Origin of the sequence: Pedobacter roseus (assembly GCF_014395225.1) — a bacterium.
In the GTDB taxonomy this organism is placed as follows: domain Bacteria; phylum Bacteroidota; class Bacteroidia; order Sphingobacteriales; family Sphingobacteriaceae; genus Pedobacter; species Pedobacter roseus.
The window spans coordinates 5,102,720-5,127,514 of sequence record NZ_CP060723.1; the positions used below are offsets into that span (position 1 = coordinate 5,102,720).

A 24,795-nucleotide genomic window follows, 5' to 3' on the forward strand; every position below is an offset into this window, starting at 1 on the left:
AGAAGAAAAATCCCAACTGTTCTGTCGGGATGCAAAGATACATCTTTAGAGGGATTTTAAGCTGATTTTTTTAAAATAAAAAAGAGGATTTATTGAACCCCCTTTTTAGATTTTTCTTTTGTAAAATTCACTACTGTTGCAATTTAATTTCGCCTAAATCGGTAGTGGCACTATCTTTTACGGCAACCTTTTCTATCACAGTATCTTTATACGGCGCATTGGCTTTTATAACTACATTATAAACGCCTTGTTTAAGGTTGGTAAAAGTAAAAACGCCCTGATTTACTTCAGCTCTAAGCGTGTCTGTTGCAGCTACAAGCGTGATAGAGGAAGCGGCATCAGCAGGACTTATTTTTCCGATTATTCCGCCCAGTTTAATATTTGTAAAGGCAATGGCGCCTAAAGCAAATACAATTACCAATGATAATACAACACATAATTTTTTCATGGTATACCGTTTTAGTGTAATGTCCGAAATAAATAACACCATTTTGTACAAATAGTTTTAAATAATGAACACCCAAAACATATAATGTACTATAAATTATACACGGATGTAAAATCAATATGTACAATATTACCGCAAATGTTAATTAGTGTTAAAAGATTTCACAGAAAATAGCCTCACGCGTCAGAATTAAGTCACGAAGTTGTGATGATCGGAATATTGGCAATAATGTTGTAATAAGCAGAACATATATGCGTTTTGTATATACTTTAGACAATGATCTAAAGCTTCCTCCGCGGATTAGTTACCCGCCATGAGGATTTCTTCATAAATAGTTTGTTTGGTTTATTATCCGGTTAGAGGAGCCCTCCTCAACCGGATTTTTTCTTTTAAGGCTTTTTCCTTTACATTTGATTGTATTCAGAAAATTTTATCGTGAATAAAAATATTAAAAAGATCGCTATCGTTGGCCCGGAAAGTACGGGAAAATCTACCCTATCTCAGTTGTTGGCAAAACATTATAAAGTTTCGTGGGTGCCAGAATATGCCCGTTATTATTGCGAAAACCTGGTTACGGATTATACGCTGCAGGATGAAGAAAATATGTATTACGGGCAGGTTGCGCTCGAAGATGCTATTTTAGCTGTAACTGAAAGCGATTTTATCATCTGCGATACCACTTTTATTACCGTAAAAATCTGGAGCGATGAAGTGCTTGGCGAAACACCAAAGGTGGTGCTCGATGCTTTGCCTGAAAGGCCGTACGACCTTTACCTGCTAATGGACATCGATTTACCCTGGCAGGATGATCCGCTGCGTGATTTCCCTGATAAACGTGAATATTTTATGCAGGTTTGGCACAGGGAACTGCAGGCGCTTAATGCCAATTATAAAGTTATTGGTGGATCGGGTGATGAAAGAATAGAAAATGCCATTAAAGCGATTGATGATTTTTCGAGCAGATAGGAAATCAAAAAGGATACTTTCATTTTTTTTTGAAAATAATTGTCAGTAGCTTTTGGCCGCCGGCAGTCCCGCCATTCGCTTTACTTCATCCGATGAAAAATCGGGATTCGTGTTCGCTGCTGTCGGGTTTATTAAACAGGGGTTTGTTACCCTGATGCCAAAACACGAAACGTTCCTACGGAACGAAAAAAAAACTAACATTTTTTTTTCTACCCAAGTGGCGTCCCGATGGGACGGCACGGATGAAAATAATTTAACAACAGATAAAAAGGATATACACAAATGTAAAAATCCATGTTTATCTGTGGTCAAAAACTTCAACTTAATGACATTGCCAGTTGGGACGATCTGTGAATGCTCTATCCGGTACCATTCCATAGCCAATTCATCTTGTAAGAGATAATCTATGGGTTAATCTGTTATATAATTTTCTTTGCCGTCCCAACGGGACGCTTCATGGGTAGCCAATTGCATAATTGGCATTTATCGTTCCGTAGGAACGTTTGGTGATTATCCGTTAATATTTCTACCAGCCTGGCCCACCTAAAACCAATCCGATAGCTATCGGATAAAGTGAAAAGACCGGGTCCCGATTTTTCATCGGGAGAGGACTTGGAACGTAAAGCGGGACTGAAAATACCAAAAACACAGAACCTTTCATTTTCAAAATCTAAAACACAACAAATTTTCCAATTCCACTGTCAATTTTTGCTCATTTGCCACACAATACAGCAAAAACCGTTCGAATTGCCAAAGATTTTCTACATTTGCCACATCATTAGGGGTGCCTTGTTTAAATAAACACAAAAACAGGCTGAGATCATACCCATTTTGAGGTAAAAGGCAGAAGGTAAAAAAAGGTAGAGGGTAAACCCCATCAGCCTTAAAACCCTCCAGCCATCAACCTCGAATGCACCTGATCCGGGTAATGCCGGCGTAGGGATTGGAGTTATGGAAGTTTAACTGAAATCGGGGAAGCCCCTTTTCCGATGGGTTTAACTAAAAACAAAAACATTGAAAAATTTACTTTTTGCAGCACTTGTTGCAATGCTACCGTTCTTTGCATCGGCACAGTTTTCGGTTACAGGCAAAATAACCGATCAAAACCAGCAGGCACTCCCTGGCGCTACTGTTAAATTGAGAAATCAAAAAACAGCGGTTGTAAGTGATGCCAGCGGAAACTACACCATTACAAACTTATCGAACGGAAAATATACCATCGTTGTAAGTTATGTTGGCTATAAATCCACAGAAAAAACGGTAGAACTTACACAGAACACAACCCTGGACTTCAGTTTGTCGCTACAAAATTTCTTAGCTGACGAGGTAATTGTGCGTGCAACCCGCGCCACAGACAAATCTGCAACTACTTATAAAAATATTAGTAAAGAGGAAATCCAGCAGAATAATTTCGGACAGGATCTGCCTTTTATCCTGCAAAATACGCCTGGGGTGGTGGTCAACTCCGATGCCGGTGCTGGTGTGGGTTATACCGGAATCCGTATTCGCGGGAGCGATAACAGCAGGATCAACGTTACAGTTAACGGCATTCCAATCAATGATAGCGAAAGCCAGGGAACATTTTATGTTAACATGCCCGATTTTGCCTCTTCGGTTGATAATGTGCAGATCCAGCGTGGCGTAGGTACTTCAACCAATGGGGCAGGTGCATTTGGCGCGAGTTTGAACATCCAAACTACTGCCAGCGAAACAGGACCCTATGCAGAAGTAAACAGCACTTATGGCAGTTTCAACACCTGGAAAAATACGGTAAAGGTTGGTACGGGTTTAATTAATAACCGTTTTAGTTTTGACGGGCGTTTATCAAGAATTAGTTCTGATGGTTATGTAGACCGCGGATCATCTTTACTAAAATCGTATTTTCTATCTGGTGCCTACCATGGAAATAAAGATTTATTGCGTGTAAACGTTTTTTCGGGAAATGAGAAAACCTATCAATCGTGGAACGGAATCCCGCAATCACGTTTAGAAAATGATGCGGCCGGGATGAATGCCTATATCGCCAGAAACGAACTAAGTACCGAAGATGCAGCAAACCTTTTAAACTCGGGCAGAACTTACAATAGTTTCCTTTATAATAACCAGACGGATAATTATACACAGAACCACTATCAGTTAATTTATGCCAGACAGTTCTCTGATCAGTTTTCTTTTAATGGCGCCTTACACTATACTAAAGGAGAAGGTTATTATGAAGAATACAGGGTACAGGATAAATTGGCCGCTTATGGCTTAAATCCGGTTGTTATTCCAGGAGGAACTCCGGTTACCAATACCGATTTAATTCGCCGCCGTTGGTTAGATAATGATTTTTATGGAGTTACCTATGCCTTTAATTATGTACCCGAAAAGAATTTAAACTTTACTTTGGGCGGTGCTTACAACGAATATAAAGGTGCACATTTTGGGCAGGTAATCTGGGCACAATATGCTTCAAATGGGAACATTGACAGGCATTATTACGATAACGATGGTTTCAAAACCGATTTTAACGTTTATGGTAAGGTAAACTACAGTCCGGTTGAAGCCCTAAGCTTATTTGCGGATCTGCAATACCGCCGTGTGTATTATGATATTGCCGGAACAGAAAACAAATTGAATACGCTGGCCATTAACCAAACCCTAAATTTCTTTAATCCTAAATTTGGCGCAACCTATTTTATCAATCCGCAGAGCAATGTGTATGCATCGTTCAGTGTGGCCAACAAAGAGCCTAACCGCGACGATTATACCGATGCAACAGTAGGTGTTACCCCTAAACCGGAGCGCCTGAACGATGTAGAATTAGGTTACCGTTTTAAAAATGATCAATTTAATATTGGTGCCAATGCGTATGGCATGTTCTATAAAAACCAGTTGGTGGTAACTGGAAAAATAAACGATGTTGGTGGAAACTTCCGCCAGAATGTAGACAAGAGTTATCGTTTAGGGGTAGAGCTGGATGGTTCTTATACCATTAGCAAACAGTTTATTGTAAATGTCAATGCTGCGTTTAGCCGTAACAAAATCAAAAACTTTACCGAATATTACGATGATTACGATAACGGCGGACAGGTAGTAAACGACTATAATCTTACCGACATTTCGTTTTCTCCAAATACGGTACTTTTTGGCGAGGTGGTATATAAACCTATCAGTGGCTTTGCTATCGCTTTACAAAGCAAATATGTTAGCAAACAGTATTTAGACAATACGCAAAACAATGATAGAACCATTAACGGGTACTGGGTAAATAATGCCCGTTTAGGCTACGATTTTAAATTTGCCGGCGTTAAAAATATTAACCTTGGTTTATTGGTCAATAACATTTTAGACAAAAAATACGAAAGCAACGGTTATACTTATGGTTACCAATCTGGAGGGAGCAGAATAACCGAAAACTTTTTTTACCCACAGGCAGGCACCAACTTTTTGCTAAGCCTCAACGTTAAGTTTTAAGAAAGACCAAAGCTAAAAATCATTAAAATCGCCATTGGAAGATCATCGCTCAATGGCGATTTTGTTTATCTTGCCCCTCTGATCATAAAATCCTTTAATCTTACAAATCCTAATGAAGTACATAGAAAAATTTCAGTACATCACACACGATATTCCACACCTAAGCCACATAGAACAGGCGCAGCAAGCCTGCGAGGCGGGTGCAAAATGGATCCAATACCGTTGTTTGAGTAAAACGGATGAAGAGCTGCTGCAGGACATCAATGCCATTGCAGAGATCTGCGATGATTGGGGCAGCACTTTAATCGTTACCGATCATGTTCATTTAAACGGAAAGGCAGATATACAGGGTTTTCACATCGAGGATATGGATGCTGATTTTATCGCCCTGCGCAAATTGGTGGGCAATGACATCACATTGGGCGGCTCGGCAAATACCATCGAAAATTTAATCAGGCTGGCCAGCGAAGGTGCTGATTATGCCGGTTATGGTCCGTATGCAGTAAGCGAAACCAAAGCCAACAATTATGCGCTTATAGATATCCAAGCTTACAACCATACCGTAAAGGAATTGCAGAACAAAGCTATTGAGCTCCCCGTATTAGCGGTAGGAGGCATCAAAATTTACGACGTAGAGGCTTTAATGCAGACCGGTATTTATGGAATAGCCGTTTCCGGAGCGGTTAATTTCGCTGATGATTTTATAGAAGCCTATCAAGATTTTTACAGTTTAGTTAAAGAAAGTGCTGTTAATTAACATTTTATAGTTTGATGCCCATTAGATAATTTTTAGTTTTGGTGTAAACCCAAACCAATATGTCTGATAACGCGCTTCAAACCAACTCTCCCTGGAATATTTATAAAAAAGTTTCCTTTAGGTTCTTTTTTCTGTTATTATCGCTTTTTATTATCCTGAACAATAACGGTGCTTTCATGGTGCTGTCGAGTGTACTGCAGTTGCCTGGCATACTGCTGCACGATTTTATTCCCTGGTTTTCCAAACACATTATTCATTACAATTACGATTTTAGCATCCACACCAATGGTAGTGGCGATACTTCTTACGATTGGGTATTGCTGCTTTTTATGTTTCTCATTTCAGTAATAGGCTGTATCATCTGGTCGGTTTTAGATCGCAAACGTAAAAGCTACAACGCAGCCTATTATTGGCTGGTGGTATTGGTAAGGTTTTACCTGGGCTTTACCTTATTATTATATGGTGCAGTAAAAGTAATCAAGCTCCAGTTTCCCGATCCTTCACTAAACAGGCTACTTCAACCTTTTGGTGATGCCTCACCAATGGGCCTGGCATGGACTTTCCTCGGTTTCTCTAAAGGCTACAACCTCTTTATGGGAATTGTAGAAGTTTCTGCCGTTTTATTGTTTTTCCGCAGAACAGTAATTGTTGGTGCCTTGCTTTCATTAGCCGCAACCGCCCATGTAATGTCGATGAATTATTTTTTCGATGTTCCTGTAAAACTACTCTCTACAGCACTGGTAGTAATGAGTCTCTTTATTTTGGCACCCCATTTCTTTAAACTATACCGTTTCTTTATTAAATACGAAAGCCAACAGCTTGATCAGATGTACCGCCCAACATTTAAAAAGCGATGGCTTTATATTTCGGCTTATGGCGTAAAATACCTGTACATCACAGCTTCAGTTGTTTTCTTGCTATACACAGTCATGCAGCAAAGAAAAACTTATGGCAGTGCAGCCCCAAAACCATTTTTATATGGCATTTATAATGTAGAAAGCATGAGGCTTAAAGGCACAACCTTACCGCCATTAACTACCGACAGTACCCGTTGGAAACAGATGATCATCAGTTATGAAGGATATGCGAGGGTTAAAAAAATGAATGACAGCACCACCAATTTCACCACTGTATTTAACAAAAAAAAGAAAGAACTGGTATTGAAATCAACGGCTAAAGATTCATTGAAATATGTGCTAAACTATAATGTGATCGGGAAAGACAAACTTGTTATTTCTGGTTTGAGAGATAAAGATTCTATCTCGGTGAGTTTTAAAAAGAAAGACCTCAAAGATTTCAGGCTCATTAACAGAGGCTTCCACTGGGTAAATGAATATCCTTACAACCGATAATCATTTTACCTGGAGCTGATTCTTCATGCATGCTACTTAATGTGAAATTTATATATTCGCAGTATGTCTTCACACCATATTGTAAAAGAAAAACAAGAGCCAGCTTTATTTATAGAAGAGCTTGGAAATTTTAACGAAGAGCTTTTAGGTCAGCTGTTAGAATGGAGTCCTACGCTTTTGGTCAATGCAGAAAACTACGATAAAATCTTATCGCTGGGTTTAAAAGTTGATGTTCTGGTAAACGGAACACAAACTGAAACACAGGAAAACACTAAAGTAATCCAGGGTCCGGTTGATGCGCTAATGGTGGCGATTAATTACCTCTACGAAGAGAAATATCCTGCCGTAAACGTAATTACGCGAAAATTCGACTTAGAAAAATACGCAGGTTTTGAAGATAAAATCAATATTGTCGTATTTACTGAAATGGCCAAACATTACCCCATCAAATCGGGTTTTTCCGTTTGGAAACCAGCAGGAAGTGAATTTTTGATTCACGGAAACCGATATTTAGAAGTAACTAACCTGATGCAGGATGAAGACGAAATTTTTAAAGTGGTTAACGACGGTTTTGTAGAATTTACATTTTCCGGACAACCTATTTTTATCAGCGAACCGATATGATTACCCTTAGAAAAGCAAAAGAAGAAGATTTAGAAATCATCAGGGATATTGCTGCAGCAACCTGGCCATCAACTTATCTTGATATCATCGGGCAGGCACAGATTGATTACATGCTGGATAAAATGTATAACCGGGGCGAACTCTTGAAACAATTGATGGAGGGACATATTTTCCTGATTGCCGAAGAAGGTGAAAATCAATTCGGTTTTGCAGGTTATTCTATCACCGGGCATGAAGAGCGGATATACAAACTGCACAAACTTTATGTGTTGCCTTCTGCTCACGGTAAAGGCGTAGGCAAAATTTTGATTAACGAGGTATTTAACCAGGTAAAAGATGCCGGCGGAAGTGCGCTACAACTTAATGTCAATAAACATAATAAAGCCAAAGACTTCTACCTAAAAGGAGGTTTTACCATTAAAGAATCGGTAAAACTTGATATCGGCGAGGGTTATTTTATGGACGATTATGTAATGGAATATAAGTTTTAATTTCTGACGACGGATATAGTCGGATCGTCATTCCCAACCCGATAGCTATCGGGTTAATTGGGAATCTTAAAGCTTATTGTATTAAGATTCCCGCCTGTGCGAGAATGACGATCATCGCATTAACTACCTTACTAATTCTTCATCCTTCCCTGCTCAGCTTCAGTACCTGTTGAGCGGCGGCGTGCTGGTTTAATCTCGTTTTTACCAAAACGGTAAGTGAAACTGATCCTACCGATCTGACTTTCGTTCTTTTGGCGCACTTCGTATGTTAAACCAGAGTATATGCTCGATAAATTGGTTTTATAGGTATTAAACACATCAGATAAAGCCAGTTTCAAACTCGCTTTTTTATTAAATAATGCTTTGCTTAAACCAGCATCAATGGAATAGCGGGGCCTGATGGCAAAAGTACCGTAGTAAAGAGGCGATTCGTAACTACCATTCAGTTCTGCAGTAAAACCACTCATAATGGTAAAGGTTTGTTGGGTTTTAAACTGAAAAGATGTTTTTGCTGTTTTTAATTCATTCCCAGCCAAATCTGGTGCCTGGAAACTCAGGTAGAAAACATTTAAATTATTATTCATCTGCCACCATTTGGTAACCTGAACGGGTATATTCAAATTGGCATTATAACTGATATTTCTGGCAATGTTAGCATTAGTTTGATATAAAGCTTTTTGAGCAGTATCTGGCAAAAGTACCTCCATAATAACGTCGTTAACCCTGCTATAACCAATAGATATCATGTATTTTTGTAACAAAGTATAACTCACTTCGAAATTGTTAGTATACTGTGGGTTCAAAAAGGGGTTACCCTTGTTATAGGTATATTGATCCAGGTAATACACAAAAGGATTTAAGGCATCGTAACTCGGACGATCGATCCTTCTACTGTAAGAGAAACCCAGCTGGTTGTTTTTCGAAAGGTTCTGCTGAACAAACAACGTTGGAAAGAAATCCCAGTAACTCCGCTCAACAACAGTATTTGTGGTAATTAAATTCCCTTTCGAATTGGTTTGTTCTACCCTTAAACCAACTTGTACACTGGTATTTTTAAACTGCTTGTTTAAATTGGTATAGGCTGCGTTTACATTTTCATCGTAAATAAACTGGTTGCTCCGGCGTACATCGTTCTGCCAGTTATTGTTTACAAATTCTTCCGCTTGTAGATCGTTATTGGTTTTAACCCAGCTGCTTTTAACACCTGCTTCAAGTTTAACCGTTTTGCTCAATGCAACATTATAATCAACCTTAAAAGCTTTAATATCTATAACAGAAGGCGTGTTGTTTCTGGTGTGAACAATAGGGCGCATCCTGTCACCATTTGCGAACAGATAATCGTTATCATATTTCGATCCATCATTTCCATTGTATCTTGAATAATCTACATCGGCCGAAATTTCCGACCCGGCAGTATCTAGAACCGATTTATAGTTTAAGTTATAAGAAAGATTGTTATACTTATTGGTTTGCAACGTATTCGAAATCAATATAGAATCTGTTTTTTGAAATGACGGGCCTATTAACGTATTATTTACCGAGGCCTCTGTACCGTGGTTAAAGTAACCGTTTACCAATACACCAATGGTATTGTTTTTATCGATAAAATAATCTAAACCAGCCTTGAAGTTGTTGTTCTGTTGCTTTCTAAGACTGCTGCCCACCTGCATAAAATAGGTATCCTTTGTTTTACCGTTAGAAATCCGATCGATATCAATCTGGTTTTCACGTTCATTTTTACCATAATTGTAGTTACCAAAAATATTCAGTTTTTGTGTTCTATGGTTAAGATTTAAGCCCGCGTTACCCCTAAAATTTTTACCGTAACCAGCCGTTCCATTTATACTACCATTTGTACCACCATTTTTGCTTTTTTTGGTTTTTATATTGATGATCCCCGAATTACCAGAAGCATCGTATTTGGAGGAAGGATTGGTGATCAACTCAATGCTTTCAATTTCCGAACTTTGCATGTTACGGAGCAGGTTGGCCACATCGGCACTGCTCATGTAAGTCTGTTTTCCATCAAGCTGGATCAGTACACCCTGTTTGCCCATCATCGATATTTTATCATTCTGATCGACAGTTACACCAGGCGCTTTTTGCAACACCTCGAGCGCAGTAGAACCCGTCATGATTGCACTGTTAGAAACATTCATTACGATCTTATCCATTTTTCTTTCGATCAATGGTTTGGTTACCGCCACACTCACTTCTTTTAAATTCTGTGCAGTTGCAACAAGCTGTGCCGAACCTAAATCTACCTTTTGATTATCTTCCGTTAAAACAATGATTTTGCTCTTAAAGGTTTTATAGCCCATATTACTGGCTTTGTAAAAGTAGCTTCCTTTATTCGTCACGGTAAAACCAAAAGTTCCGTTCGGATCAGTAAAAGCCGTTTTAACGATGCTCGAATCAGCCGATTTGAAAAGTACAACGGTAACATAATCGGCAGGTTTTTTATTCTCATCTAAAATTACCCCGCTGATGTTTGGCTTAGGATTGGTTTGTGCAAAAGCCGTTGAAGCGGTTAAAAAGAGGCTTAAGGAAAGTGATATCGCGTATAATATTTTCATTCTCGGTTTTATTATGGTAAAAAAATTAGGCAAAAAGATTTCCATAACACATGTTTATGCATTTTCTCATTAAAGCCCGATATTTTAGTTTAGTTCAGAAACGAAAGGTTTCTATTCTTTAGTTATAGGTAAGACGACCGTTTTTTGAAAAGGTTACAAGGATTTTGAAAAAGTCCGGAGTCAGAGGTCCGATGACCGAAGTTTAGAGTTAGAAGTTCGCAGTTACTAATGAACGATCTTTTCACCACAAAGGCACGAAGACACTAAGAAGTTTTCAGTTGGCAATTGGCAATACTCAAATCTGAATCATGCCAATTAACCAGTTTAAACAATTAACTAAATGACCAGTGAACAAATGAACCATTGGCTAAGTTGCAGTTACCAATGAACTAATGGCAAATGAACAAATGAACCAAGTAAAAAAAGCCACAGATCAACAAGTTTACATCTGCATACCTATGGCCTTTTTTTTCGAGTAAGAATTTCTATTTTACTCCAAGTACATCAACTCCTTGTTCAAAAACAACATCAACCGGGATATTCTTTTTTGTTAAACGGTCAAGATCGGTTTGAAGTTCCGGATGTATAATTGCTTTTTCTTTTTGTGCCTTTTCTACCGCAACTTTATCGCCATTACCTTGTAGTGTGATGATAAATGCACTTAAATCGTTCATGGCAGTTGCAAATTTTTCGAAATTAACTTTGTAAGTACCTTTAGCAGTACGTTCAAAAGCACCTTTTTCCTGGAAATAGTTAAAACATTGCATATTGGCTTTTCCATGTGCTTCAGAAACACCAAAACGTACCGAGCGTAAAATGCCCGCCATAAATGTGGTGTAATAATCTTTAATATCACCTTTCAATTCGCCTTTTTTAAGCAAACCAGTTACCATGTACAAACCTAAAATATCAGCTTTACCTTCTTCTAACCAGCTGTATTGCTCTTTTAAGGAGGCACGCACAAATCCTTTTCCTGTAATGGTTTTTTTAATCCCTAAACCGTGTGCTACTTCGTGAAACATCACATTGGCAAAAAAAGCATCGAATTTAATGTACTGCTGTTGATCTGCATCTATTAATTCTTTCGAAATAGGCACTAAAATTTTGTCAAATTTAGCTTGCATCGCATTTTTTAACTGCGAACGGCGGGTACCTTTTTCCTGTTGTATTTTCTCATCATTCGGAAGGTTTACAGCAATAGTTTTCGATCCCGCATTACAGTCTCCCGCATAATAAACCACATCATAGGCATTCAGCTCAGAATCTGTTCCCGGGGTTTCGGTTTTATATTTAGCTGCAACAGGCAGGTTTTTCTGTAACTCCGGCAACATTTTTACATATTTGGCCAAACGCTTGCTCCACTCTTTATCTTTAATTAAAACATAAGCCTCATAACTGGTCCGGGCATTAAAAAGTTTATCCTCGTAGTTTTCAATCGGGCCGATAATGATATCCAAACCGTTGGTTTTCATATCCAGCCAGGCGTAATCGCTGGCAGTAAAATTATCCGTAACCAGCGCATCGGCTCTTAAGTTTAAATATTTTTTCAAACCTGCATCTTCGGTAATCAAAGCAGCCTGTTTTAAAAGAGAACTTACTTTCTGTAATTCTGAAGCAAATAAAACGTGGTAAGGAACGGTAGTTAATTTGCCTGCGCTGTCTTTCTGAACCACAGAATAAGCCCCAAATTTATCGGCAAGATCAGATTTCTCAATTGCCTCTTTTGTAATTCCATAAGGATAAAATGATGCCCCTTCAGGTTTAACACCCACACCTTCAACAAAAGCTTTATCATTATTTAACCTATCCCATGGACCATAGTTAATATTTAAAAAGTCGCGTGTTTTTTCATCTTTAATGGTAGCCAGTAAGCTATCCCTTTGCGGATAGGCCTGTTTCCAATACAATTCGTCCATAATTTCTGCCGCCTGGATTAATAAAGGCAAAATTTTACGGTCGTTAACACTTAATTGATTGATATTGGTAGTCAATTTAACCCTTTCGTAAATGGCCAAACGCTGTGCAACATAATTGGTTAAACTATCTTTTTGTACGGTTGCGGTAGTCTTTCCATCGGCAGGCTTATTATCCCCTGTGCAGGATGAGATCGATCCGGCCGCAATAGCCAGTACAGAGAAAATCAGGGTTGATTTGTATAAATTCTTCATATTAGAGTATATCGGTGCTAAATTAGTAAATTTTGAAAGCTTTGTATAAAGTTTGATGCATTGCCTGAAGTTTAGCATAACTTTGTAACTTCAACTTGCTAACAATTCATGCCCATGTTATTTTCCAGATTATCAAAATCATCAGCCTTTTTTACTTTATCGTTCGTACTCGTTTTATCAGCCTGCAGTACCAATAAATACGCTGCAACAGAAAAAATATATAAAGAAAAGGCAAAAGATTTTTCGAAAATAATCAGTACAACTCCTCCGGCAGGTCAGCTTTACGATTCATTAGAAGCAACAAATCAAACCTGGGTTGGTTCTGTAAATTTTGGGATACGTAAGCCTAATTTTGTGGTAATCCACCATACGGCACAGGATAGTCTGGCACAAACCATCAAAACATTTTTCTCTACCAAAGCAGGTACCAGTGCGCATTATGTTGTGAGTAGAGATGGTAAAGTGGTACACATGGTTAACGATTACCTCCGTGCCAACCACGCCGGAATAAGCAAATGGGGCAAAGATACCGACCTCAATTCTTCATCGATAGGTATTGAACTGGATAACAACGGATTAACAGACCCTTGGCCTGATGCGCAGATTAATAGTTTGCTGAAGTTATTGGCTACCTTAAAGAAAACCTATAACATCCCGACAGCAAATTTTATCGGTCATGCTGATATTGCACCTAAACGCAAAAACGATCCGAAAAACTTCCCCTGGAAAAAACTGGCCGATAAAGGTTTCGGTTATTGGTATGATGATGTGCTGAAAAACCCACCATTGGATTTTAATACAGAAATGGCTTTAAAATACATCGGTTACGACACCAGCAACCTGCCCGCAGCAATTACAGCTTTTAAAATCCATTTTATACAGAGTGATATTACGCCAACTTTAACACCAGTGGATATTTTGGTATTGTATAATGTGTATACGAAGTATTAAGCAGATAGCGTAAATAAGTCCGAAAGTCAGAGAACGGAGGTCCGAAGCTTAGATGCAAAACACCCTGGTAGGCAAATTTGTGTCGCTTCATTGGGGCTCATGATGGAAGATGTAAAATGGATGATGGAATTATCTGGCGTTACAACCTACCAATGAACCAATGGCTTATGACGAATGAACCTACCCAGTTAACCAATTCAAACAATTAACCGATTAACCTAAATAACAAAAAAGCACAGACAAATCACATTAATCTGTGTTCATCTGTGCCTATCAGTGGCCAAAAAGGTAAAAACTAGTTTGGCTTCTTAAATGTATCTTTCAGTGTTACCGTTCTATTGAAAACCAATCTATCAGCAGTAGAATCTTTATCCAAACAGAAATAACCTTTACGGATAAACTGGTAACGGCCTTCTAAATCGGCATCTGCTAAAGCAGGTTCGATATAAGCATTAGGTAGAACCGTTAAACTCTCAGGATTTAAATAATCTTTAAAGTCGCCTTCTTCTGCATCAGGTGTTTCCGAAGTAAATAAACGGTCGTACAAACGGATTTCTGCGGTTTTAGCATGTGGTGCACTTACCCAGTGAATGGTTCCTTTAACGTTGATACCGCTGGTATCACTTCCGCTTTTCGATTCCGGAATATAAGTACAACGGATTTCGGTAACATTTCCGTTTTCATCTTTCACAAAATCTTCACACTTCACGATGTAAGCAAATTTTAGGCGTACCATTGCACCTGGCGCCAAACGGAACCATTTTTTTGCCGGCACTTCCATAAAATCTTCGCGCTCGATCCAAAGTTCATTGCTAAAAGGAATTACACGTGTACCTCCTCCGTCTTCTGCCTCCGGATTGTTTTCGCCGATTAAATCTTCCGTTCCTTTTTCGTAGTTGGTAATTACCAGCTTGATAGGATCTAAAACTGCCATTACACGATTAGCCGTTTTATTCAGGTCCTCACGGATACAGAACTCCAACAAACTCAACTCGATTAAATTTTCGCGTTTGGCGATACCGATGCGCTCACAGAACTTACGGATACTTTTTGGCGTAAATCCTCTTCTGCGCAAGCCCGAAATGGTAGGCATGCGTGGATCGTCCCAGCCATTTACCAGGTTTTCATTAACCAATTGTAACAGCTTACGTTTACTCATCACCGTGCTGGTAAGATTTAAACGGGCAAATTCGTATTGTTTCGAAGGGAAAATCTCTAACTTTTCGATAAACCAATCGTAGAGTTCGCGGTGCGAAACATATTCTAAAGTACAAATCGAGTGGGTGATGTTTTCAATACTATCACTTTGTCCGTGGGCAAAATCGTACATCGGGTAAATGCACCATTTGTTGCCGGTACGGTGATGCTCGGCATGTTTAATGCGGTAAATAATCGGATCGCGCATCAACATATTCGGACTGGCCATATCGATTTTAGCCCGTAAAATATAAGCACCATCGGCAAATTCGCCATTTTTCATTTTGGTAAAAATGTCGAGGTTCTCTTCAACAGTACGGTTACGGTATGGGCTATCCTGACCAGGTTCAGTAGGTGTGCCTTTTAAAGCAGCAATTTCATCTGCAGAACTTTCATCCACATAAGCCAAACCTTTTTCAATCAGTTTTACGGCAAAACCATAAAGCTCATCAAAATAATCTGATGCGTACAATTCATTTTTCCAGTTAAAACCCAACCACCTGATATCTTCCTGCTGGCTGTTAACGTATTCTGTTTTCTCCGTTACCGGATTGGTATCATCAAAACGCAGGTTGGTGTAACCGCCGTATTTTTGTGTTAGTCCGAAATTTAAGCATATTGCTTTCGCGTGGCCGATGTGCAGATAACCATTAGGCTCCGGTGGAAAACGCGTAACCAAAGTTTCATACTTACCACTATTTAAGTCGTTCTCAACAATTTCTTCAATAAAGTTCAATGACTTCTCTTCACTCATAAAAACCTGTAAATTAGGAATGCAAATGTAAAAAGATTGAGCGTATTTATGCAATGATTAACGGTTTATTAGCGCACAGTTAATATTTAGATGCATTTGAATTACTTTGTTGAGTGGATAAATGGCTGTGGATAATTATTTCTCATCACCCTGTGGGTAAAAGCCCCGGCTATGAACCGTCAACCATGATCTAATTTCTCTATTCGTCAATAAAATCAATACATTTACAGCAACTTAATATTCATTTATGAGCAAAATATTAAATCGGCCTATACGCGTTTTAGTGGCTAAAGTTGGTTTAGATGGCCACGACAGGGGCGCTAAGGTAATCGCAACCTCTCTACGCGATGCCGGTATGGAAGTGATTTACACCGGCCTTCGCCAAACGCCAGAAATGGTGGTAAATACGGCCCTCCAGGAAGACGTTGACGCTATTGGTATTTCTATACTCTCGGGTGCCCACATGACGGTTTTTCCAAAAATAATCCATTTTATGAAAGAAAAACAGATGGATGATGTGTTGTTAACCGGAGGAGGGATCATTCCAGAGGCCGACCGTTTAAAACTTGCCGAACTGGGTGTTGGAGAATTATTTCCTCCGGGCACAACAATGGCAAGTATTGTAGAATATATTCAAAATTGGGTTACTGAAAACAGAAATTTTTAAGCTATGGCATACCAGAATTTAATCACAGAAGTAAAAGCAAACATTTTATACATTACCATTAACCGCGAAAAATCGCTTAATGCATTAAACAAAGATACTTTGACCGAACTGGCCGACGTAATTGCTTATGCAGGCAAAACCGCTGAAGTAAGAGGCGTTATTTTAACCGGGGCAGGCGAAAAAGCTTTTGTTGCTGGGGCAGACATCAAAGAATTTGCAGATTATAGTGGCAAACAAGGAGAAGAACTGGCAAAACGCGGACAAGACGAGGTATTTAACGCCATCGAAAATTCGCCAAAACTATTTATAGCGGCAATTAATGGATTCGCATTGGGCGGCGGATTGGAACTTGCCATGGCCTGTCACATCCGTATCGCATCCGATAACGCAAAATTGGGCCTGCCGGAAGTTACCTTGGGTTTAATTCCAGGTTATGGTGGTACCCAGCGCTTAACGCAGCTGGTTGGAAAAGGAAAGGCGATTGAACTTATTGCAACGGCTAACATGGTTACGGCTGTAGAAGCGGAAAAAATTGGACTGGTAAACCATGTTGTTCCACAACCAGATTTAATTGGCAAAGCAGAAGAAATCCTTAATGTTGTTAAGCAACGTGCCCCATTAGCCATTTCTGCCGCTATAAAATCAGTAATTGCATCTTTAAATGATGTTAATGGTTATGCTACAGAAATTGAAGCTTTTGGTAAATGCTTTGAAACTGCCGATTTTAAGGAAGGCGTTAACGCGTTTGTAGAAAAAAGAAAAGCCAATTTTACAGGGCATTAACAGCCCTGTAGTATTAATTCTATTTTAAAAAATCAAAAGTGTAGAAAATATTTCCCACTATCATAATTTTTTAGTAATTATGCAGGGTTCAAAATGCATAATTCTAAATATTTTTGACTCATCCTACTAAATTATTTAGGGTTCTTTTAGCAATAAAAAATCCTATTGATGAAAAACAAAATACTTATAATCGACGATGAAATAAACATCGGTTTATTACTCTCCAAATTCCTTACTAAAAACGGATACGAGGTTTCCAATACTACAACAGGCACTGCAGCAGTAGAAATATTGAGCATTGAAAAGTTCGACCTTATTTTATGCGACTATCGCCTTGATGATACGGATGGCAGGGAAATTTTAAAATATGTTAAAGAAAATTACCCAAACACAGGTGTTTTCATTATTACTGGTTATTCGGATATCAGGCTTGCTGTAGAGCTGATTAAACTTGGCGCTTACGATTACATTGTTAAACCGCTTTATCCGGATGAGATCCTGAATACCGTAAACAAGGCGCTGGAAACCCAAAGAGCATTAAAAAAGCACCATCATACCAATCATAAAGCTGCAAATATTCCCGAAATACCTAATTTCCCTAAGTATATTGAAGGCAATAGCAAACCTTCTATAAAACTTTTAGAACAGATTAACCTGGTTGCACCAACCAATTACAGCATCATTTTACATGGCAAAAGCGGCACCGGGAAAGAATGTGTGGCCAAAACCATTCACTTAAACAGTTTACGTAAAAACGCACCATTTGTGGCTATGGACTGCGGCTCTTTAAGCAAAGAACTGGCTGTAAGCGAATTTTTCGGACATGAAAAAGGATCATTTACAGGGGCGTTATCCACGAAGATTGGGCATTTTGAACAGGCCAACGGGGGCACCTTGTTTCTGGATGAAGTAGCCAACCTATCATACGAAACCCAGGCCATTTTACTCAGGGCCGTACAGGAGCGTAAAATTAAACGGGTAGGCAGCACAAAAGAAATCAACCTCGACGTGAGGATTATTATTGCGACCAATGAAAACCTCGAAAATTGTATACAAAAAGGAACATTCAGGGAGGATTTATACCACCGTTTTAACGAATTTTCGATCAATGTTCCTTCTTTAAAAGACAGAAGCGAAGACATCCTCGTTTTCGCAGACTTTTTCCTGGCAGAAGCAAATGAAGAACTTAACAAAAACATCATCTCTTTTTCTAAAGAGGTTAAAGATTGTTTTTTAAATTACAACTGGCCGGGTAATGTACGCGAACTCAAAAATGTAATCAGGCGGGTCGCTTTACTCACCAACGGGCATCAGATTGAAATAGCTGCCTTGCCACTGGAATTTGAAAAAGTAAGTTCTGCTAAAATCCTTCACCGCGAAAAAAAATTGCCAGTTCTAAAAAAATCGGGAAATAATGCCCAAGACCTCAAAAAAACGACTAAAGAAGCAGAATACACTGTAATTTTAACTGTTTTAAGGGAAGTTAACTTTAATAAAGCAAAGGCTTCGAGAATATTGAAGATCGACAGAAAAACACTTTACAATAAAATAAAGGCCATTAACCTTAACGAAGAACAGCAAATTGAAAATCGACAAAACAAAATGGGCTGATTTAGCATTTTAAAGAATAATCCCAAGCATCCCGAATTATGTCAGTATTTTCTTATAAACAGCGTAACAACATTAACCTTGTTATCATTATTGCGCTTGGAGTTTTAATTGCCTATTCGTTGCAGAGTATTTTTAGTGCCATCCTGAGCACTTTGGTATTGTACACCATTATGAGGCCTGCTTATATCCACCTGGCCGAAAATAAGGGATGGAATAAAAGATTAGTGGCCATTTTCCTCATTACCATTAGCATCATTTTGATTGTACTACCATTTTATGCCCTTAGCAGCATGGTAATCAGCAAAATATCGGAACTGCGAAGCAACGAGATCTTTTTTAAAAACCTTTTGGTCAAATTACAGCACCTTATCCCTATTAAAATCAACCAGGAGCTCATCCAGGATGGTATGAACAGACTGGGGAACTGGGCAACGCAGCTTTTCCCCTCGCTAATATCAAGTGCAGTAAATATTGTACTAAGTTTACTGGTGATGTACTTTTTACTCTATTTTATGTTGATCGAGCGGAAAAAATTCGAATTTTCTTTAATCAAATATGCTCCGTTTAGAGAACAGAATGCACTTCGTTTTGGCGATGAAATGCGCAACACCACTTATGCCAATGTTTTGGGCCAGGGATTGATCTGTTTGGTACAGGGCTCGTTGGTGGGCCTTTCCTTTTATGTTTTAGGGTATAAAGACCCCATTTTTTGGGGCGTTATAACCACATTTATTTCCTTTGTTCCTGTTTTGGGCCCTCCTGTTATTTTTGTACCAGCTGCCATTTTGCAGATTGCAAATGGTAATAATTTTGCCGGATGGGCCATGCTTATTTTTGGTTTCGTGGTGATTATTAACATCGATAACGTGCTCCGGTTCATGATTGCGAAAAAAGTTGGAAATATTCACCCCATTATTACAGTAATTGGCGTAATTATTGGTATTCCTTTATTCGGAATATTGGGCCTTGTTTTTGGCCCGCTGCTATTATCTTATTTTATTTTGCTCATTAAAATTTACGAAACCAGTACGCTCGCATCAGAAAGATTGGAAAGAATTAAAACAAATAATGAGCATAACGAGTTATAATATAGCTTAGCAATAAATAATGTAGTAGTTTTATATTGTACATAATTGTTAACCCTTAAAATACATTGATTATGAATGATAACTCAAAAGTTGTAGTTGCCCTTTTAGCTGGACTAGCTGCCGGTGCAGCCCTAGGAATTTTGTTCGCACCAGATAAAGGTGATGAAACACGCGATAAATTAAGCCAATCGTTAAAAGATCTGGGCGATTCTATCAAAGATAAAGCTGCTGATGAAATTAACAACCTGGCCAGCCTCAAAGATAAAGTGGTAAGCTCTATCAAAACCAAATTGAGAAGCGTAGAAGAAGAATACAGCGACGACGTAGAACACGCTTAATAAATAAAATATTGCATAACCGGGTATTTTGCCCGGTTAAATCTCATCTGAATTATGCAGGAGAATAAAGATAAAAGTATTGAAGATCTTGTAGACGATGCTAAAGGCTTTTTAGAGGCCAGGGTAGAGTATACCAGACTTTATATTGTAGAAAAAGCATCCAAAATTTTTGCCGACCTGGTAACCAGTACCGCTGTTATTGTTTGCTTTATTTTGGCCTTTTTATTTGGGTCAGTAACATTGGCACTATACCTTTCGAGCGTTTTGGGCAGTTATGCAGGAGGCTTTGGTTGTGTTTCATTGTTCTATATTTTACTGGCCATAATCGTTTATTTAACCAAGGATAAATACATTGAAAAAGCAATTATTAATGTAGCGATTAGAAAATACTTTGATAAACTTGCAGATAAGGAGGAAGATGAGAAGCTATAAAGACATTCGAAACCTAAGCGACCTGCAAGCCAGAAAACTAGAACTTAAGGTTGAGTATACACTTAAGCAGAATATGCTTAAATCGGACACTAAAACTTTCTTTAAACAGTTTACGCTTGGCGCACTGATTAAAAAGTATGCTACGCCTAATAACTTGTTCAAAGCCGACGAAAAGCTAAACATCAGCGGCACGGCTATGTCATTGCTTTTGCCAATATTTATGAATAAAACGATATTCAGAGGTGCTGGCTTTTTAACCAAAGCTGCTGTTGGACTGGTTTCAGGCAAAGTAGGTAAATCGTTAGATGCAGAACATTTGTCGGCCATTTTTAACTCTGTTAAAGGCTGGTTTGGCAAAAAGAAAGAAAAAAAGGATAAGAAGTTTATTGATTATGGCATCCCGCCAGATAGTGAAACGTATTAGTTCAATAGTTAATTAGTCATTAGTGAGCAAAATGCCAAAATGACCTTAAATAAAAAAGCCTCAGGATTTAAAAATTCTGAGGCTTTTTCATGTTGATTAAGTATTTATAAATCATGGCTATTCATCATTAGCCTTTAGCAAACTAAGTATTCTGCTCCCAGCCTAATGAACTAATGACCAATGACTAATGAACCACTGGCCAGTGAACTAATGAACCTACAAATCCGTTTTAATTTTCAATTCTTTCAATTGTTTCTCGTCAATCGTGCTCGGACTATCGATCATTACATCCCTGCCTGAGTTATTTTTAGGGAAAGCAATTACATCGCGGATAGAATCCAAACCAGCAAAAATTGAAGTTAAACGGTCGAAACCGAAAGCAATACCACCATGTGGAGGTGCACCGAATTCGAAAGCATCCATTAAGAAACCAAATTGCTTTTGCGCCTCTTCTGCACTGAAGCCTAAATGTTTGAACATTAACGCCTGCAAAGCACGGTCGTGGATACGGATAGATCCGCCACCAACTTCGGTTCCATTGATTACCATATCGTAAGCATTGGCACGCACATTTTTAGGATCAGTATCTAATAAGGCAATATCTTCTGGTTTTGGCGAAGTGAACGGGTGATGCATGGCATGATAGCGTTCAGTTTCTTCATCCCATTCTAAAAGCGGGAAATCCAATACCCAAAGGGCCGAAAATGTATTTTTATCACGTAAACCCAAACGGTTACCCATTTCTAAACGAAGCTCATTTAACTGTTTACGTACTTTATCAGTAGAACCCGCTAAAATTAACAATAAATCGCCTTTTTCTGTTCCGAAAGCCTCGCTCCATTGTTTAAGGTCTTCTTCGTTAAAGAACTTATCTACCGATGATTTAATCGTTCCATCATCGTTATGACGGGCATAAATTAAACCTGTAGCACCAATCTGTGGACGTTTAATGAAATCAGTCAACTCATCTAATTGCTTACGGGTATAACTTGCAGCGCCTTTTGCATTGATACCTACCACTAATTCAGCGTTATCAAACACCGGGAAACCTTTTCCTTTTACCAAATCGTTAAGCTCAACAAACTGCATTTCGAAACGGGTATCCGGCTTATCAGAACCGTATAAACGCATTGCATCTGCATATTGCATACGCGGTACTTCTGGTAAATCGTAATTGCGTACTTCTTTAAATAAAGTACGGATCAATCCTTCAAAAGTATTTAATATGTCTTCCTGCTCAATGAACGACATTTCGCAGTCAATCTGCGTAAACTCCGGCTGACGATCGGCCCTTAAATCTTCATCCCTGAAACATTTTACAATCTGGAAATAGCGGTCAAATCCAGAAACCATCAACAATTGTTTAAAGGTTTGCGGAGATTGAGGCAAAGCATAAAACTCGCCTTCGTTCATTCGGCTAGGCACTACGAAATCCCTTGCACCTTCTGGTGTTGATTTAATTAATACAGGTGTTTCTACCTCGATAAAATCTAAAGCATCTAAATAACGACGAACCGATTGTGCCATTTTATGACGCAACACCAGGTTATTACGTACCGGGTTACGACGTAAATCAAGATAGCGGTATTTCATACGCAACTCATCACCACCATCTGTTTCATCATCGATCATAAACGGAGGTAACTTTGCAGCGTTTAAAATCTCTAAAGCAGAAACTTTAATCTCTACATCACCGGTTGACATTTTAGGATTTTTGTTGCTTCTTTCTACGACCGTACCAACCGTTTTGATTACAAACTCACGGCCCAAAGTACGCGCAGTTTCGCAAAGCCCTTTATTATCGTCCATGTTAAAAACCAACTGGGTAATACCATAACGATCGCGGATGTCGATAAAAGTCATACCGCCCAAATCTCTTGATTTTTGTACCCAACCACATAGCGTAACACTTTCGCCTAAGTTGTTTAGGTTTAATGCACCACAAGTTACTGTTCTTAACATATATAGTAATCTAAATTGAGCGGCAAAAATACCGATTTTGTTTTAAAGTTGGCACTATAGCTGAAGGTTTTTGAAGTAGGTATTTCAGCAATTATAAAAGTTTGCATTTTGAAAACTTTTGGTTACATTTGGATAATGAAAATTTTAGTGAAGAAAACTATTTTGTATTATGTTAAAGCTTACCCTTTAGCAGAAGTGCCATTATTAGTTTGGTTTCATGAATTTAGCAAGATACGATTCGATAATTTTAATCAGCTTAAAAATGTATATGGTAATGCAAGTATTGTAGCAAACAACCGGGTTATCTTTAACATTAAAGGCAACGATTTTAGATTGGTAGTGTCTGTAAATTTTATACAACAGGCTTGTTATGTGATCTGGTTTGGAACACACAAGGAATATGATAAAATCGATGTTGAAACAATTGCCTTTGATACTAGAATTTTAACGGATAATGATCTATAACGATGAACTGGAAAATATTAAAAAACGAAACCGATTATAATAAAGCATCAATGAGATTGATGGAAATTTTTCATGCCACACCGAACACACCTGAAAGTGATGAGCTAGAATTATTACTTGTTCTGATAAAAGATTTTGATGAAAAAAATTATCAACTACCAGAATTAGATGCCTTAGAAGTAATTAAATATAAAATGAAGGAAATGGGGATAAAAGCTAAAGATTTAGAACCCCTAATCGGAAGCAAGGGACATGTATCTGCCGTACTATCAGGAAAAAGAGATATCACTTTAAAGATGGCTCAAAAACTTAAAAACTATTTTAGCATTCCATCTGACGTATTTCTTCATTCTGCATAAATATTTTGCAGAAATAATAGCACATCATACAACTAGGCTTTTGATTTCAACCTGCTCAGCGTTTCCTGAGAAATATTCAGATAAGAGGCAACCATTTTGTTCGGCATACGCATCACCACGTTTGGGTTTTGAGCCAGCAGCTGGCGGTAACGTTCAGTGGCATCGAGCGTAATAAACGACATCAGCCTGTTGGTATTGGTTACGTAGGCATACTCTAGGTAATGCCGGTAAAGTTTCTCCCATTGGGGAATAATTTTAAGCAGGTAATAAAAGTCGGCCTGCGAAATGTAATACAGTTCGGTATCTTCTATCGCCTGCACAAATTCTTTTGAAGTTTCGTTGGTAATGAAACTGACCAAAGCAGTGGCAAACTGGTTTTCGAAAGCAAAATGCCTGGTGGCTTCGGTACCACCTTCAGTTAAGAAAAAAATCCGCAAACAGCCTTTGCCGACAAAATAAATCCGTTGGCTTGTTTCGCCCGGACTAATCAGGACTTCATTCTTCTTCACTTCCATTATTTTGAAAAAAGAGAATGCAGTCTCCATATCCGGATCGCTGATTGTGATTTTTTCTCTTATATAATCTGAAAGCTGTTTGTGCATTTAAATTTAGGCTTAACCAAATATAATCATGTTTAGGTTTTCGAAGTGATTTTTTCGGCCAGCTTCCTTGCGTTGGGGATAATGATAAAGGCAGCAAAATAGGCTACCGGCAACATTACACTCCATGCTTTTAAAAATTTCAAAACCCAATCTTCGCCAAAACCATAATTGCGCATTAAACCTACAAAAGCCATAATTAAAGTCATGGGGATTACCACAAACAAGGTATTGATGTATCTAAAGTGTTCTTTTTTCATTTTATGTTTTTCTAATACTGCAAAAATGCAGGTATTAAAAGGCCTAACCTTTGATTTAGGTCAA

At 38.5% G+C, this 24,795-nt stretch carries 23 protein-coding genes; 16 read left to right on the forward strand and 7 right to left on the reverse strand.

Annotated elements, in window-relative coordinates; all coding sequences use genetic code 11:
• Window positions 1-130: 130 nt before the first annotated feature.
• Window positions 131-448, reverse strand: a complete 318-nt coding sequence (locus H9L23_RS21010) for a carboxypeptidase regulatory-like domain-containing protein (RefSeq protein WP_187592164.1) — start codon at window positions 446-448, stop codon at window positions 131-133.
• A gap of 435 nt (window positions 449-883) precedes the next feature.
• On the opposite strand from H9L23_RS21010, the gene H9L23_RS21015 reads away from it, so the two are divergent.
• From H9L23_RS21015 to H9L23_RS21040, 6 genes are all read left to right on the forward strand, one after another.
• Window positions 884-1,414 carry an AAA family ATPase gene (locus H9L23_RS21015; protein WP_187592165.1) on the forward strand — a complete coding sequence of 177 codons (531 nt, stop codon included), beginning with the start codon at window positions 884-886 and terminating at the stop codon, window positions 1,412-1,414.
• Between the two features lie 1,014 nt (window positions 1,415-2,428).
• Entirely contained in the window at window positions 2,429-4,873 is a 2,445-nt protein-coding gene (locus H9L23_RS21020) for a TonB-dependent receptor (protein WP_317175266.1), read from the forward strand.
• A 112-nt stretch (window positions 4,874-4,985) separates the two neighbouring features.
• The gene (locus tag H9L23_RS21025) at window positions 4,986-5,630 is read left to right on the forward strand and encodes a thiamine phosphate synthase (RefSeq protein ID WP_187592166.1); all 645 of its coding nucleotides are present in this window, start codon (window positions 4,986-4,988) and stop codon (window positions 5,628-5,630) included.
• 59 nt (window positions 5,631-5,689) lie between these two features.
• A complete protein-coding gene (locus tag H9L23_RS21030) occupies window positions 5,690-6,982 on the forward strand; it encodes a hypothetical protein (RefSeq protein ID WP_187592167.1) in 1,293 nt (430 codons plus the stop codon).
• A 63-nt stretch (window positions 6,983-7,045) separates the two neighbouring features.
• On the forward strand, window positions 7,046-7,606 hold the full coding sequence (locus H9L23_RS21035) for a thiamine pyrophosphokinase (protein WP_187592168.1): 561 nt from the start codon (window positions 7,046-7,048) through the stop codon (window positions 7,604-7,606).
• The gene (locus H9L23_RS21040; RefSeq protein WP_187592169.1) at window positions 7,603-8,097 is read left to right on the forward strand and encodes a GNAT family N-acetyltransferase; all 495 of its coding nucleotides are present in this window, start codon (window positions 7,603-7,605) and stop codon (window positions 8,095-8,097) included. The genes H9L23_RS21035 and H9L23_RS21040 overlap by 4 nt, the downstream gene beginning before the upstream one ends.
• A 131-nt stretch (window positions 8,098-8,228) precedes the next feature.
• On the opposite strand, the gene H9L23_RS21045 is transcribed toward H9L23_RS21040, so the two are convergent.
• A complete protein-coding gene (locus H9L23_RS21045) occupies window positions 8,229-10,673 on the reverse strand; it encodes an outer membrane beta-barrel protein (protein WP_187592170.1) in 2,445 nt (814 codons plus the stop codon).
• A 485-nt stretch (window positions 10,674-11,158) separates the two neighbouring features.
• Window positions 11,159-12,841, reverse strand: a complete 1,683-nt coding sequence (locus tag H9L23_RS21050; RefSeq protein WP_187592171.1) for a dipeptidyl-peptidase 3 family protein — start codon at window positions 12,839-12,841, stop codon at window positions 11,159-11,161.
• 114 nt (window positions 12,842-12,955) lie between these two features.
• On the opposite strand from H9L23_RS21050, the gene H9L23_RS21055 reads away from it, so the two are divergent.
• Window positions 12,956-13,792: an N-acetylmuramoyl-L-alanine amidase gene (locus H9L23_RS21055; RefSeq protein WP_187592172.1), complete on the forward strand. Its 837-nt coding sequence runs from the start codon at window positions 12,956-12,958 to the stop codon at window positions 13,790-13,792.
• 295 nt (window positions 13,793-14,087) lie between these two features.
• Here the strand turns inward: H9L23_RS21055 and H9L23_RS21060 are convergent, their stop codons facing one another.
• Window positions 14,088-15,743: a glutamine--tRNA ligase/YqeY domain fusion protein gene (locus tag H9L23_RS21060; protein WP_187592173.1), complete on the reverse strand. Its 1,656-nt coding sequence runs from the start codon at window positions 15,741-15,743 to the stop codon at window positions 14,088-14,090.
• Between the two features lie 247 nt (window positions 15,744-15,990).
• Here H9L23_RS21060 and H9L23_RS21065 point away from each other — a divergent pair, with 247 nt between their 5' ends.
• The 7 genes from H9L23_RS21065 to H9L23_RS21095 all read left to right on the forward strand — a co-directional run bounded on the left by H9L23_RS21065 (window position 15,991) and on the right by H9L23_RS21095 (window position 21,086).
• Complete coding sequence (locus H9L23_RS21065; protein ID WP_187592174.1) at window positions 15,991-16,410, forward strand: cobalamin B12-binding domain-containing protein; 420 nt, start codon at window positions 15,991-15,993, stop codon at window positions 16,408-16,410.
• 3 nt (window positions 16,411-16,413) lie between these two features.
• The gene (locus H9L23_RS21070; protein WP_187592175.1) at window positions 16,414-17,193 is read left to right on the forward strand and encodes an enoyl-CoA hydratase/isomerase family protein; all 780 of its coding nucleotides are present in this window, start codon (window positions 16,414-16,416) and stop codon (window positions 17,191-17,193) included.
• A 168-nt stretch (window positions 17,194-17,361) separates the two neighbouring features.
• Window positions 17,362-18,804, forward strand: a complete 1,443-nt coding sequence (locus H9L23_RS21075) for a sigma-54-dependent transcriptional regulator (RefSeq protein WP_187592176.1) — start codon at window positions 17,362-17,364, stop codon at window positions 18,802-18,804.
• A 38-nt stretch (window positions 18,805-18,842) separates the two neighbouring features.
• Window positions 18,843-19,892 (forward strand): AI-2E family transporter, encoded by a 1,050-nt coding sequence (locus H9L23_RS21080; protein WP_187592177.1) that lies wholly within the window; start codon window positions 18,843-18,845, stop codon window positions 19,890-19,892.
• Between the two features lie 71 nt (window positions 19,893-19,963).
• Complete coding sequence (locus tag H9L23_RS21085; protein WP_025142262.1) at window positions 19,964-20,230, forward strand: YtxH domain-containing protein; 267 nt, start codon at window positions 19,964-19,966, stop codon at window positions 20,228-20,230.
• Window positions 20,231-20,284: 54 nt separating this feature from the next.
• Window positions 20,285-20,662, forward strand: coding sequence for a phage holin family protein (locus tag H9L23_RS21090; RefSeq protein ID WP_025142263.1), 378 nt, complete (start codon window positions 20,285-20,287; stop codon window positions 20,660-20,662).
• A complete protein-coding gene (locus tag H9L23_RS21095) occupies window positions 20,649-21,086 on the forward strand; it encodes a hypothetical protein (protein ID WP_187592178.1) in 438 nt (145 codons plus the stop codon). The genes H9L23_RS21090 and H9L23_RS21095 overlap by 14 nt, the downstream gene beginning before the upstream one ends.
• Window positions 21,087-21,302: 216 nt before the next feature.
• On the opposite strand, the gene aspS is transcribed toward H9L23_RS21095, so the two are convergent.
• A complete protein-coding gene (gene aspS, locus H9L23_RS21100; protein WP_187592179.1) occupies window positions 21,303-23,048 on the reverse strand; it encodes an aspartate--tRNA ligase in 1,746 nt (581 codons plus the stop codon).
• A 135-nt stretch (window positions 23,049-23,183) separates the two neighbouring features.
• Here aspS and H9L23_RS21105 point away from each other — a divergent pair, with 135 nt between their 5' ends.
• Window positions 23,184-23,513 carry a type II toxin-antitoxin system HigB family toxin gene (locus H9L23_RS21105; protein ID WP_187592180.1) on the forward strand — a complete coding sequence of 110 codons (330 nt, stop codon included), beginning with the start codon at window positions 23,184-23,186 and terminating at the stop codon, window positions 23,511-23,513.
• Window positions 23,514-23,515: 2 nt separating this feature from the next.
• Window positions 23,516-23,872, forward strand: a complete 357-nt coding sequence (locus H9L23_RS21110; protein ID WP_187592181.1) for a helix-turn-helix domain-containing protein — start codon at window positions 23,516-23,518, stop codon at window positions 23,870-23,872.
• A gap of 32 nt (window positions 23,873-23,904) precedes the next feature.
• Here H9L23_RS21110 and H9L23_RS21115 read toward each other — a convergent pair whose 3' ends face one another.
• Both H9L23_RS21115 and H9L23_RS21120 read right to left on the reverse strand, forming a co-directional pair.
• A complete protein-coding gene (locus H9L23_RS21115) occupies window positions 23,905-24,474 on the reverse strand; it encodes a Crp/Fnr family transcriptional regulator (protein WP_187592182.1) in 570 nt (189 codons plus the stop codon).
• A 32-nt stretch (window positions 24,475-24,506) separates the two neighbouring features.
• A complete protein-coding gene (locus tag H9L23_RS21120; protein WP_187592183.1) occupies window positions 24,507-24,731 on the reverse strand; it encodes a DUF2798 domain-containing protein in 225 nt (74 codons plus the stop codon).
• Between the last annotated feature and the right edge of the window lie 64 nt (window positions 24,732-24,795).